Origin of the sequence: Streptomyces sp. NPDC026659, assembly GCF_040638245.1 — a bacterium.
Taxonomy (GTDB): Bacteria; Actinomycetota; Actinomycetes; order Streptomycetales; family Streptomycetaceae; genus Streptomyces.
The window spans coordinates 25,485-37,376 of record NZ_JBEZXY010000005.1 but is presented as its reverse complement, the minus strand read 5'-3'; the positions used below and the strand labels follow the sequence as shown (position 1 = coordinate 37,376).

Annotated in this window: 9 protein-coding genes and 2 pseudogenes; 5 read left to right on the top strand and 6 right to left on the bottom strand. The window is 70.7% G+C overall.

Annotated features, from left to right (window positions below; all coding sequences use genetic code 11):
* Positions 1 to 32 precede the first annotated feature (32 nt).
* Positions 33 to 392 carry a MerR family transcriptional regulator gene (locus AB0E91_RS14320; protein WP_361781287.1) on the top strand — a complete coding sequence of 120 codons (360 nt, stop codon included), beginning with the start codon at positions 33 to 35 and terminating at the stop codon, positions 390 to 392.
* A gap of 18 nt (positions 393 to 410) precedes the next feature.
* Here AB0E91_RS14320 and AB0E91_RS14315 read toward each other — a convergent pair whose 3' ends face one another.
* Positions 411 to 770 (bottom strand): VOC family protein, encoded by a 360-nt coding sequence (locus AB0E91_RS14315; RefSeq protein WP_361780237.1) that lies wholly within the window; start codon positions 768 to 770, stop codon positions 411 to 413.
* Between the two features lie 89 nt (positions 771 to 859).
* Here AB0E91_RS14315 and AB0E91_RS14310 point away from each other — a divergent pair.
* A pseudogene (locus AB0E91_RS14310) lies at positions 860 to 1,363 on the top strand (CGNR zinc finger domain-containing protein); the annotation flags it as partial.
* Between the two features lie 217 nt (positions 1,364 to 1,580).
* Here AB0E91_RS14310 and AB0E91_RS14305 read toward each other — a convergent pair.
* A complete protein-coding gene (locus tag AB0E91_RS14305) occupies positions 1,581 to 2,924 on the bottom strand; it encodes a UDP-glucose/GDP-mannose dehydrogenase family protein (RefSeq protein WP_361780234.1) in 1,344 nt (447 codons plus the stop codon).
* A gap of 179 nt (positions 2,925 to 3,103) precedes the next feature.
* On the opposite strand from AB0E91_RS14305, the gene AB0E91_RS14300 reads away from it, so the two are divergent.
* Complete coding sequence (locus AB0E91_RS14300) at positions 3,104 to 4,261, top strand: acyl-CoA dehydrogenase (protein ID WP_361780231.1); 1,158 nt, start codon at positions 3,104 to 3,106, stop codon at positions 4,259 to 4,261.
* Between the two features lie 100 nt (positions 4,262 to 4,361).
* Here AB0E91_RS14300 and AB0E91_RS14295 read toward each other — a convergent pair whose 3' ends face one another.
* Positions 4,362 to 5,648 carry an LCP family protein gene (locus AB0E91_RS14295; RefSeq protein WP_361780228.1) on the bottom strand — a complete coding sequence of 429 codons (1,287 nt, stop codon included), beginning with the start codon at positions 5,646 to 5,648 and terminating at the stop codon, positions 4,362 to 4,364.
* 119 nt (positions 5,649 to 5,767) lie between these two features.
* On the opposite strand from AB0E91_RS14295, the gene AB0E91_RS14290 reads away from it, so the two are divergent.
* Positions 5,768 to 6,319, top strand: coding sequence for an acyl-CoA thioesterase (locus AB0E91_RS14290; RefSeq protein ID WP_361112067.1), 552 nt, complete (start codon positions 5,768 to 5,770; stop codon positions 6,317 to 6,319).
* A 74-nt stretch (positions 6,320 to 6,393) separates the two neighbouring features.
* Here AB0E91_RS14290 and AB0E91_RS14285 read toward each other — a convergent pair whose 3' ends face one another.
* Complete coding sequence (locus AB0E91_RS14285; RefSeq protein WP_361781284.1) at positions 6,394 to 7,767, bottom strand: LCP family protein; 1,374 nt, start codon at positions 7,765 to 7,767, stop codon at positions 6,394 to 6,396.
* A gap of 287 nt (positions 7,768 to 8,054) precedes the next feature.
* Between AB0E91_RS14285 and AB0E91_RS14280 the strand changes: the two are divergent.
* A pseudogene (locus tag AB0E91_RS14280) lies at positions 8,055 to 8,233 on the top strand (glycosyltransferase family 2 protein); the annotation flags it as partial.
* A gap of 115 nt (positions 8,234 to 8,348) precedes the next feature.
* Here the strand turns inward: AB0E91_RS14280 and AB0E91_RS14275 are convergent.
* Positions 8,349 to 9,827 carry an LCP family protein gene (locus tag AB0E91_RS14275; RefSeq protein WP_361781281.1) on the bottom strand — a complete coding sequence of 493 codons (1,479 nt, stop codon included), beginning with the start codon at positions 9,825 to 9,827 and terminating at the stop codon, positions 8,349 to 8,351.
* Positions 9,828 to 10,049: 222 nt separating this feature from the next.
* On the bottom strand, positions 10,050 to 11,807 hold the full coding sequence (locus AB0E91_RS14270) for an LCP family protein (protein WP_361780224.1): 1,758 nt from the start codon (positions 11,805 to 11,807) through the stop codon (positions 10,050 to 10,052).
* Positions 11,808 to 11,892 lie beyond the last annotated feature (85 nt).

Genomic DNA, 11,892 nt, shown 5'->3' with positions numbered 1-11,892 from the left:
CACTGATGTCAGATTCAAGCGTGGAGGCTCTCATGCGGATCGGTGAACTGGCCCGGCTGACCGGAGTGAGCGAGCGGTCCCTGCGCTACTACGAGACCCAGGGCCTGCTCTCCGCCGACCGCACCCCCGGCGGCCACCGCGACTACCCGGCGACCGCCGTGGACCGCGTCGTCCGCATCCAGGAGCTCTACGCGGCGGGCCTCCACAGCACCAGGATCCGCGACCTCCTCCCCTGCATGCGCGACCAGGACGGCGGCCCCTCCGCGACCGCGACTCCCCGCCTCCTGGAAGACCTCACGGCCGAACGCGACCGGATCGACCGCCTGATCGGCGACTTGCAGCGGTCGCGGGCGACGCTGGAGGGGGTTATCGAGGCGGCGCGGGAAGGCTGACGCCATCAGGGAACGACGTCAGCACGCGCACAGACAGAACGGATGCCCCGCCGGGTCCGCGTAGACCCGCCACGTGCGGTCGGCGTCCTCCGCGTCCAGGGGCTTCGCGCCCAGCGACAGGGCGTGTTTCTCGGACGCGTCGAGGTCCTCCACCGTCAGGTCGAGGTGGAACTGCTGGGAGGCGTCCGGGTTGGGCCACGCCGGGGGGACGTGGCCGGGGGCCCGCTGGAAGGCGAGGGTGGGACCGGCGGGGGTCTTGAGGTCGATCCAGGTGTCGTCGCCCTCCGGGGTGCCGTCGAGCAGGCCCGCGTAGAAGGCGGACAGGGCGTGCGGGTCGGGGCAGTCCAGGACGATCGCGCCCAGTGTGGCGAGGGGCATGGCTTCCTCCTCGGAACATGGTTACCCATAGAGGTGGGCAACCGGTAACTGTTACCTCATACTCCCGCAGTGGGGGTAACGTCGCAAGCATGAGTGACAGATCGGCCGCCCCCGGGAACCTGGTCCTGGTGGAGTCCCTGGTCAACAGCCTGGACATCGAGAGCGGCCGCGACCTGCTCGACACCGAGGAGGGCCGCGCGAACCTCGGGATCGGCCCGGAGGACGTGGCCGACGCCCGTACGCTGCGCGAGTCCCTGCGCGCCGCCCTGCTCGCGCACGCCGGGCACCGGCCGCACCGTGCGGTGACTCCGCTGGGCGATCTGCTCGCCCACGCCCCGCTCCGCCTCGCCGTGGATGACACCGACGGCTCCGCCCGCCTCGCTCCCGCCGACCCCGCCCCGCTGCTCTCCCGCGTCGCCGCCGCCGTCGCCGAGGCGCTGGTCGCGGGCACCTGGCAGCGGCTCAAGGCGTGCGAGGCGCCCGACTGCCACTGGGCGTACTACGACCGCAGCCCCGCCGGACGCGGCCGCTGGTGCTCGATGCAGGTGTGCGGGGCCCGCGCGAAGATGCGGCGCTACCGGGCCAAGGACGCCGAGACCGCCGAGACCGCCAAAGATTCCAAGGGCGCCGGGGGCGCCGAAAAGGCCGTCGGCACCGCCCCGCACACCAAGGGCAGGTAAGGGCCCGGGGGTTGTGCGGTCACGTTCGCGCCCCGTGGTGCACAATGCGCACAGACGCCGGTTCGGCCGACTGAGCCTCGGCCGAACCGGCGTCCCCGGTGCGGCCGAACCGTCGTACCCCCGGAGGGTGTTACGCGGTCGGACGGCCCATCGCCCGGTACGTCCACCCGGCCCGCCGCCACAGCTCGGCGTCGAGCGCGTTGCGCCCGTCGAGCAGGACCCGGTCCGCCGCGACCCCGCCCAGCTCCGCCGGGTCCAGCTCGCGGAACTCCCGCCACTCCGTCAGATGCAGGACGACGTCCGCGCCGCGCACCGCGTCGAGCGCCGAGTCCGCGTAGCCGAGCGTCGGGAAGACCTTGCGGGCGTTGTCCATGCCCTTCGGGTCGTACACCGTGACCTGGCCGCCCTGGAGGTGTATCTGCCCGGCGACGTTCAGCGCGGGCGAGTCGCGTACGTCGTCGGAGTCGGGCTTGAAGGTGGCGCCGAGCACCGCGACCCGCTTGCCGAGGAACGAGCCGCCCCCGAGTGCCTCCCGCGTCATCTCGACCATCTGACCGCGACGCCGCATGTTGATGGAGTCGATCTCGCGCAGGAAGGTCAGCGCCTGGTCCGCGCCCAGCTCACCGGCGCGCGCCATGAAGGCGCGGATGTCCTTCGGCAGGCAGCCGCCGCCGAAGCCGATCCCGGCGCGCAGGAACTTGCTGCCGATCCGCTCGTCGTAGCCGATGGCCTCCGCGAGCTTCGCCACGTCGCCGTCGGCGGCCTCGCACACCTCCGCCATGGCGTTGATGAAGGAGATCTTGGTGGCGAGGAAGGAGTTCGCCGCCGTCTTGACCAGCTCGGCGGTCGGGAAGTCGGTCACCACGAACGGGGTGCCCTCGCCGATCGGCGTGGCGTACACCTCGCGCAGCAGCTTCTCCGCCCGCTCCCCGCGCACGCCGACCACGATCCGGTCCGGGTGCAGGGTGTCCTTGACGGCGAAGCCCTCGCGCAGGAACTCCGGGTTCCAGGCCAGCTCGGCGTCGGCGCCCGCGGGCGCGTGCTCGGCCAGGTAGGCGGCGAGGCGGCCCGCCGAGCCCACCGGCACGGTGGACTTGCCGACGACCAGCGCCGGGCGCTTCAGATGCGGGGCGAGCGAGGCGAGCGCGGCGTCGACGTAACTCATGTCGCAGGCGTACTCGCCGCGCTTCTGCGGGGTGTTCACGCAGAGGAAGTGCACATCGCCGAACTCCGCGACCTCCGCGAAGTCGGTCGTGAACCGCAGCCGGCCCGTGGACCCCTCGATGCCCGCGACATGGCGGCGCAGCAGCTCGTCGAGCCCCGGCTCGTACATCGGGGTCTCGCCGCGCTCCAGCAGGGCGATCTTCTCCGGCACCACGTCCAGGCCGAGCACCTCGAAGCCGAGTTCGGCCATGGCCGCGGCGTGCGTGGCGCCGAGATAGCCGGTGCCGATCACGGTGATCTTCAGGCTCATTGCTGCTCCAGCCGGGGGTACGTCGATGGTGCGGAGCCCGAGCATAGTCGTGCGCCGCTCCGGGCAGGTCTCCAGCTGTCGCCAAGCTCACGTATGCGGGCCCCGGGCAGCCCTCTAAACTGCAGTTACTTAACGGTAATTAGCGTCAGTACCACAGCGTCCTTGGAGCGTGAGAGACCGTGGCCGGATCGGCTGACTTCGACCTGTACCGCCCGTCCGAGGAGCACGACATGCTCCGCGACTCCGTCCGCTCGCTGGTCGAGGCGAAGATCGCGCCGTACGCCGCCGCCGTGGACGAGGAGGCCCGCTTCCCGCAGGAGGCGCTGGACGCCCTCGTGGCCGGCGACCTGCACGCCGTGCACGTCCCGGAGGAGTACGGCGGCGCCGGTGCCGACGCGCTCGCCACGGTGATCGTGATCGAGGAGGTGGCCCGCGCCTGCGTCTCCTCCTCCCTGATCCCGGCCGTGAACAAGCTGGGCTCGCTCCCGGTGATCCTCTCCGGCTCCGAGGAGCTGAAGAAGAAGTACCTGGGTCCGCTGGCCAAGGGCGACGCGATGTTCTCGTACTGCCTCTCCGAGCCGGACGCCGGTTCGGACGCGGCGGGCATGAAGACCAAGGCCGTCCGCGACGGCGACTTCTGGGTGCTCAACGGCGTGAAGCGCTGGATCACCAACGCGGGCGTCTCCGAGTACTACACGGTGATGGCCGTCACCGACCCCTCGAAGCGCTCGAAGGGCATCTCCGCCTTCGTGGTCGAGAAGTCGGACGAGGGTGTCTCCTTCGGCGCCCCGGAGAAGAAGCTCGGCATCAAGGGCTCCCCGACCCGCGAGGTCTACTTCGACAACGTCCGCATCCCCGCCGACCGCATGATCGGCGAGGAGGGCACGGGCTTCGCGACGGCCATGAAGACCCTGGACCACACCCGCATCACCATCGCCGCCCAGGCCCTCGGTGTCGCCCAGGGCGCCCTCGATTACGCCAAGGGCTACGTCCAGGAGCGCAAGCAGTTCGGCAAGCCGATCGCCGACTTCCAGGGCATCCAGTTCATGCTCGCCGACATGGCCATGAAGATCGCCGCCGCCCGCGCCCTGACCTACCAGGCCGCGGCCGCCTCCGAGCGCGGCGACAAGGACCTCACCTTCCAGGGCGCCGCCGCCAAGTGCTTCGCCTCGGACGTCGCCATGGAGGTCACCACCGACGCCGTCCAGCTCCTCGGCGGCTACGGCTACACCCGCGACTACCCGGTCGAGCGCATGATGCGCGACGCCAAGATCACCCAGATCTACGAGGGCACGAACCAGGTCCAGCGGATCGTGATGGCGCGGAACCTGCCGTAACGCGCGACGACGTGAACGACGGAAGGCGCCTCCCCCGTACGACCGGGGGAGGCGCCTTCCGTATGTCCGGGGTCGGGGCTCAACGTCCGGGAGCCGGAGCTCAGTTGCCCGTGACCGTCACCTTCTCGTCGTTCTTCAGCTCGTTCACCAGGGTCTGGACCTTCGCCTTGTCCCAGACGAGGTTGCCGCCGACCGAGCCGGAGATGGGCATGTTGAGGGAGGTGCCGTCACCGCCGCTGACGCCCTTCATGGCCCAGAACATGGAGGCGAGGTCCCACAGGCTCATGTCCTTGTCGACCGTGAGGGAGTCCAGGCCCGCGCCCATGGTCGGGTAGAGCTTGAAGGGGTTCAGGACGGTGGACGGGGTGGCCACCTGGTGGGACAGCGCGGCGAGGAACTTCTGCTGGTTCTTGGTGCGCTGGAGGTCGGAGGCCGCGAAGGCGTGCCGGGTGCGGACGAAGGCGAGGGCCTGCTCGCCGTTGAGGGTCTGCTCGCCGGCCTGGAAGTCGGCGCCGGAGTACTTGTCCTTGAAGCCCTGGTCGAGCTTCATGTCGACGCCACCGACGGCGTCCACGATGTTGGCGAAGCCCGCGAAGCCGATCTCCACGTAGTGGTCGATGTGCAGGCCGGTGTTGTACTCGACTGTGCGGACCAGGAGCGTGGGGCCGTCCTTGGCGTAGGCCGCGTTCAGCTTGGTGGTGCCGGAGGCCGGGTAGAGCTTGCCGGACTGCGAGCCCTTGAAGCTCGGGATCGTGACGTTCGAGTCGCGCGGCAGGGATATGAGCGTGTCGCCGTTCGAGCCGACGTGCAGGATCATCATCGAGTCGGTGCGCTGGCCCTCGGCGGAGCCGGTGTGCAGCTTCTTCTTCTCCTCGTCCGACATGCCCTTGCGGCTGTCGGAGCCGACGATCAGATAGTTGGTGCCCTCGCCCTCGGCGGGCCGGTCGATCACCTGGGCCAGGTCGACGTCCCGGTGCAGCTTGGAGTCGGCCCAGAAGTAGGTGGCGACCGACGTGACGATCAGCACACTGAGCACCGTGATCGTCGTCAGCTTGATCCGGCGGCCCCAGTTCGGGGCGGGGCGCGGAGCGCGGGTGCCGGGTGCGGCCGGGCCGCCGGGACCGCCGCCGTAGACCTGGCCCGTGTTGTAGCCGTTGTCGTAGCCGGTGCCGCCCCGGCCGTCGACGTACGACGGCTGCTGCGGCACCCCGGCGCCGTACGGGGGCGCGGAGGGGCCTTGGGGGCCGTACGAGCGCTGACCCGGGGGTACCGGGCCGCGCCCCACCTGACGCATCGAGCGTGCGCCTTCCGGCTGCGCGCCGGCGCTGCCGCGTCCGTAGCGGGGGCCGCGTTCGTCGTCGGACCATCCCTCGGGCCAGTCATTCATGGGCCCAAGTGTGCAGGGTGCGGGCAGGTGGCTTACAAGGGTTGTCGGAAAATCGGAGTGGGGCTGTTGCGAAGGTGACACAAATATCGCTAATGCCGCTTCCGCTTAAGGTGGGGGACATGACAGACCAGGTCCCGCCGAGCGAGCTTCCGGAGATCCCGGGCAAGCCGACCTCGGCTTCTCGCACCACCCTCAGCCACATCATGACCCACAACGACACCAACCTTCTGGGGTCGGTGCACGGCGGGGTGATCATGAAACTGGTCGACGACGCCGCGGGCGCGGTGGCCGGCCGGCACTCCGGGGGCCCCGCCGTCACCGCGTCCATGGACGAGATGGCCTTCCTGGAGCCGGTGCGCGTCGGCGACCTGGTCCATGTGAAGGCGCAGGTCAACTGGACCGGCCGGACCTCCATGGAGATCGGCGTCCGCGTGCTGGCCGAGCGCTGGAACGAATCGGCGCCGCCCACCCAGGTCGGCTCGGCCTACCTGGTCTTCACGGCCGTGGACGCCGACGGCAAGCCGCGCGCGGTCCCCCCGGTGATCCCGGAGACCGAACGCGACCGCCGCCGCCACCAGGAGGCCCAGATCCGCCGCAGCCACCGCCTGGCCCGCCGCCGCGCCATCCGCGAGCTCCGGGAACAGCGAGCGGCGGACGGCATCGAGGACTGACGGCATCGAGGACTGACGGTCCCCTCGGGGGGCGGCTCGGCCCCGAGACCTCTGCCGAAGCCGCCCCGCGCGGGCTACGCGTTGCCCGGACACACCACCTCGTCCCCGTGCACGACCGGGGAGTCCGGCTGGGCCGTGTCCGGGCCCTTCACCCTGTGTACGTCCTTGAAGTCGGGGCCCGCCGTCACCCGCAGGACCGGACCCTGGCCGGGGACCGGGCGGAGTTCGCTGCCGGGAAGGGCCACGGCGAGGGAGCGGGCGGAGCGGTCCCAGCGGGGGTCGTAGGTGATGACCGTGCGGGGGACCGGGTGGCCGGCGGTGACCGGTTGGCGGGTGGTCGCGAAGCCGGTCGAGGCGAGCGCGGCGTCCAGCTTCCTGCCGAGCCCCGCCGTGCCGGTGCCGTTCTCCACCCGGACCCGGATCGAGGAGGGCGCGACCTCGACGGTGGTCGCGGCGGGGGCGTGCTTCGCGCGGACCGGGGCCAGCGGCTTGTCCTCGCGCAGGGCGGCGAAGAGCCGGTCCGCCTTGGCCTTGTCCCACTTCAGGGTCGAGCCGATGCCGTTGACGACGTAGCCCATCTGCCCGATCGGCACGGTGGTGAACTCGGAGGACGACGGGGAGAAGTTCCGCATCGCCCGCCCGAGGTCCAGCAGCTCGTTCGTGCCGAACCCGGCGTCCGCCCGCACCGAGCCGAGCACCGCCCGCGCCACGTCCCGGAACCGCATCGGGTTGAGCAGCACCCCCGAGGAGGTCGCCCGCTCGATCAGCGCGGCCATGAACCGCTGCTGCCGCTGCATCCGCCCCAGGTCGCTCGCGCCGTCCACGTGCCGGGCGCGCACGTACTGCAGCGCCTGTCCGCCGGTGAGGTCGTGGTCGCCCGGCGCGAGGTCGAGCCCGGTGTACGAGTCCTTCAGCGAGGTCGGCGTGCAGACGGTGACCCCGCCGAGCACGTCCACGGTCCGCATGAAGCTGGCGAAGTCGACCTCCAGATAGTGGTCGATCTTCACGCGGGTCATCGCCTCCACCGTGCGCACGGTCAGCTGGGGCCCGCCCTCGGCGTAGGCCGCGTTCAGCTTGAGGGGGTGCGCGTGGTGCGGCTCACCGGTGTTCTGGTCGACGTGGTCGGGCACCTCGGCGTAGGAGTCGCGGGGCAGGCTCACCACGCTCGCCCGGTCCCGGTCCTGCGAGATGTGCACGATCATCATCGTGTCGGTGCAGTGACAGGGCGCCCCGCCCAGCCGGTACGCCTTCCGCTCCCGCTCGGTGATCTTGTCGCGGCCGTCGGTGCCGACCAGCAGGACGTTCATGCCGTGACCCGCGGCGGGCCGGTTCTTCATGTCCTTGAAGGCGTCCACCCGCGCGATCCCCGAGTCGAGCCCGGTGACGAGCGCGTGCCCGATCCCGGCGGAGGCGAGTACCACCACGGACAGCGCGGTCACCGCCCGCATGCCCCAGCGCGGCCGTCGGCGCCGTACGAGGGCCGCCCGCGGCGCCCGCCCGGGCGGCTGCGGACGGCGCCGCGGGCCGGGGGCGGCCGCACCGCCCTTGGCCGTGGGGGAGGGGGGCCGAGGCGGTCTGGGCAAGGGACACCTCCGGGCTGGGCCGTACGTGGGGTTTGTAGGAACCGTAGGCCGATACGATCTCCAGCCCGCGTCGCAGCCCCGGCGGCGCGCAACGGTGTCCCCCATTCGCGGTAACGCGAGGCCCCTGTGAACGCCAAGCCCGACGTGCGTCTCCCCACCCGACCGGCCGTACCCCCGCCGCGCTGAACGCGGCGATCAAGGAGTCCCGGCACCCCGTCGTGGTCCGGGTCGACGGGCACGGCATGCTCTCGCCCTCGGCGGCATCATGCACGCCGAGGGCGAGAACGACTGGGAGCACGCGGTCGCCGCCGCGATGACCTCGAAGATCGGTGCGCCGCCCGGCGGTGCTCGAAACCCGCTGACGACGCTTCGCGCGAAGGGGCCCCTCCTCTCGCGGGGAGGGGCCCCTTCGCGCGTCTCCTACCAGTGGCAGGGCTCGTGCACGTCTACCACTGGTACGGCTTGTACACGTCCATGCAGGCGGAGGTGTCCGAGCCGTTGATGGCGTCGGAACCGGCGGGGATGTCACCGGCCTTCGGGGCGGCCTTCTTCGGGTACGCGGTGCCGGTGCGCCAGTCCGCGCCGACGACCACCGTCACGCCCGAGACGTCCGTGGACCGTTCCACCTGTTTCAGCGGAATGCCGAGCGCCTTGGCGACACCCTGTGCGTCGCCCTCCAGGTCGGCGCTCGGGTAGCGGACGACGGTCTCGTCCTCGGACAGCGCGGCCGAGGTGTCCGTCGCCGCCCGGTCGTACCCGTCCTGGGCCAGGACCGCGCGGATGTCCGCCGCCCGGCCGCGCACAGCGGCCTGGGACGAGCTGCCGGTGCCGTTGACCACGGCCACCCCGAGCCGGGACGGCTGGAGCGAAGGGGTCTTGGCGGGCTGGGGCTTGGACGTGGACGTGGACGGCTTGCCGTTCTTGTCCAGCGGCACGTCGTCGCGCAGCATCTCCCACAGCTTGTCGGCCTCGGCCTTCTGCGGCACCACGTGCTCCTTGTTGAGCGAGTCCTCCACGTTGGGCATGGTGACCGAGGTGATGCGGTCGGCCGGGACGGCCTTCAGCTGCGTGCCGAGGTCGTAGAGCTTCTTGACCGTGCCGATCTCCTGGGAGACCTTCAGGGACTTGGTGGCCGCCTCGGCCAGGTCCATCAGCCGCCCGCTGTCGGTGAAGACGTTCTGGCCCTTGAGCGTGCGGATCATCGAGTTCAGGTACATGTGCTGGGCGCGGGCGCGCATCACGTCGCTGCCCCAGGCGTGCCGGGTGCGCAGCCACTGGAGGGCCTGCACGTGCTCGACCTTGTGCTTGCCCGCCGTCAGCTTCAGTCCCGAGCCGCCGCGCTGGGCGGGCGTCGAGTGGTCCCAGACGTTCTGGTTGACGCACACCTCGACACCGCCGATGGCGTCGGCCATCCGCACCACGCCGGTGAAGTCGATGGTCATCCAGTGGTCGATGAAGACGTCGGTCAGCTTCTCCCAGGTGGCCAGCGTGCAGCCCGCGCCGCCCCGGGCGAGTGTGGTGTTGATGATGTCCTCGGTGGGCGGGTAGACCCGCTTGGTCTTGGGGTCCACGCACTTGGGGATGGCCACGCGGGTGTCGCGCGGGATGCTCACCATGGCGGCGCTCTCGCGGTCCGCCGAGAGGTGGATGAGCATCTGCACGTCGCCGAGCGGGGGGTTGCCCCGGTTGTCCTTGCTGCCGCCGAGCTTCACGTTCTCGGCGGAGTTCCGGTCGTCGGAGCCGATGAGCAGGATGTTCAGCGGGGTACGGCCCGCCGCGTCGGGCTGGGTGCGGCGCACCTTGGAGTCGTCGCCGCTGGTTCGCTCGCCCTTGGTGATGTTGTCGTTGAGGTGCTGATAGTAGAGATAGCCGGCGCCAGCCGACCCGAGTATCGCCAGGGCCAGCACGATCGCCGCCCATCGCAGCCCCCGCCGCCCGCGTTTGGGCCCGCGCCGGGCACCTCGTCTGCCGCCCCCCGAAGGGCCCCGGCCGTCCGGTGCGGCCGTCGCCGCCTCCGCCGGACCGGCCTTCCCCCGTACCCCGCTCTGCGCCAACTCCCCGCCTCCTGTACCCCGCCAAGCAAACGGGCCCGTCCCGCGTCCTTATAGACGCACGACGGGCCCGAACCGTTACCTACGAGTTGAAACCTATGAAGCGCACTCGGCCTTGTCGGCCGTCGACTGGTTGGTGACCTTCGGCGCCTTCGCCGGAGCGGTCATCGAGACGCCCGCGCCCTTGAAGTCCTTGCCGAGGGTCAGGGTCATCGTGGGCAGCCCCTGGGAGTTGGTCACGCTCTCGCCCGGCTTGAGCGCGGAGCCCGACAGGCCCATGAGGGCGGCCAGTTCACGCGCCTGGGGCGCCTGGTCGGGCGCGTACTCCAGGGTTGTCTTGCTCTGCTCGGCATCGGCGTTGCCCGCGTTCTCCGACTTCAGGATGCCCTTCTCGGTCTGCATCCACAGCAGGGTCGCCGACGCGCTGCCGCCCTTCGCACCGCCGTTGAAGATGCGCACCCGGATCTCGGCGGGCGTGGAGCGGGTGCCCTTGAGACGGGCGGCTTGGGCGTCCTTGGCGGCCTTCTCCTTCTTCTTGACGTCCGTGAAGGAGACATCGTTGTTGATGGCGTCGAAGACCGGGGGAGCCTGGTTCTGGTCGACGATGACCGTCTTGTGCACGGCACCGTCCGCCGGGTTGTCCACCACCGGCACCGTCAGGAAGGTGATGTTCTTCGGCGGTACCTTCTTCAGCTCCAGCGCCACGTCCTTGAGCGTGCCCACCGAGCCGATGCCCTTGTCGACGGTGAGCGCCTTGGTGGCGGCCTCCGCCAGGCCCAGCAGCTTGCTCGGGTTGGAGAGGGTGTCGCCGGAGGACATCTTGCGCATCAGCGACCCCATGAACTGCTGCTGCGCCTTGATGCGGTCCAGGTCGCCGTGGTTGCCGAAGCTGTGCCGGGTACGGACGAACGCCAGCGCCTGCTCGCCCTCGATGTTCGACTTCCCCGCGGGCAGGTCGAGGTGCGACTTCGGGTCGTTCACGGAGTGCGCCAGGCACACCTCGACACCGCCCACCGCCGAGGTCAGCGTCTTGACCGCGTTGAAGTCGACCATCATGAAGTGGTCGGGCCTGATCCCGGTGGCGGCCTGCACGGTCTTCATGGTGCAGCCCGCGTCGCGGCCCTTCTGGCCGAGGCTCTCGTTGAAGCGCACCTGGTCGCTGCCGCTGATGATCTTCGTGGTGCCGTCCTTCTGGACGCTCTCGCAGTCCGGCACGTCCACGACGAGGTCGCGCGGGATGCTCATCGCGGTGGCGTTCGTGCGGTCCTTGGCGACGTGCAGCAGGATGTTGGTGTCCGCGTGGCCGACGCTGTTCTTGTCGCCGTAGCCCGCGTTGCCGCTGCCCGTCCGCTTGTCGGTGCCGATGATCAGGATGTTGAAGGCGTCGTCCTTGCTGAAGCCCTTCTTGGCCACGCTGCCGACGTCCGTCGTGGCGACGTTGCCCGCGAGGTGCTTCACATAGAAGTAGCCCGCCGAGCCCACGGCGACCAGCACGAGTGCCATGCCGCCGCCGGTCCACGCCAGGACCTTCTTCGCCTTCGACTTCTTCGGCTTCTGCGCGGGGCGTCGGCCACCGCGCCGTCCCTGGGGCTCCGGCTCGGGCTCGGCCCCCCGGCGGCGGCGCGGCTGCGGCACCTCCGCCTCGCTCTCGCGGGGCTCCCGGACCGGCGCGTCGCCCCGCCCGCGCGGGGGTGCGGCGCCGTTGTCACGGCGGGCCGACCTACGCGGACCGGGAACGGGCGATTGCGCTCCGGAAGGATTTAGTCGCAGTTCGTATTCGCCGGTGTTCGGATTGAGCACCCACTGGTCTGCGGGATCGATGTTGTCCGCCCGCCCACGGCTTTGCGCGTCCACGGTTGTCCAAATCCTCCGTCGGGGCCACGCGGCGCCTTCCCCCTCGTAGGCGCTCGGGTCTCGGTGAATCGACGCACGGCCTCAG

What these genes read in the sequence shown, in the direction of transcription:
- AB0E91_RS14320 (WP_361781287.1), top strand. Translation starts at nt 33, where the DNA reads ATGCGGATCGGTGAACTGGCCCGGCTGACCGGAGTGAGCGAGCGGTCC.
- AB0E91_RS14315 (WP_361780237.1), bottom strand. Translation starts at nt 770, where the DNA reads ATGCCCCTCGCCACACTGGGCGCGATCGTCCTGGACTGCCCCGACCCG.
- AB0E91_RS14305 (WP_361780234.1), bottom strand. Translation starts at nt 2,924, where the DNA reads ATGAGCCTGAAGATCACCGTGATCGGCACCGGCTATCTCGGCGCCACG.
- AB0E91_RS14295 (WP_361780228.1), bottom strand. Translation starts at nt 5,648, where the DNA reads ATGAATGACTGGCCCGAGGGATGGTCCGACGACGAACGCGGCCCCCGC.
- AB0E91_RS14290 (WP_361112067.1), top strand. Translation starts at nt 5,768, where the DNA reads ATGACAGACCAGGTCCCGCCGAGCGAGCTTCCGGAGATCCCGGGCAAG.
- AB0E91_RS14285 (WP_361781284.1), bottom strand. Translation starts at nt 7,767, where the DNA reads ATGCGGGCGGTGACCGCGCTGTCCGTGGTGGTACTCGCCTCCGCCGGG.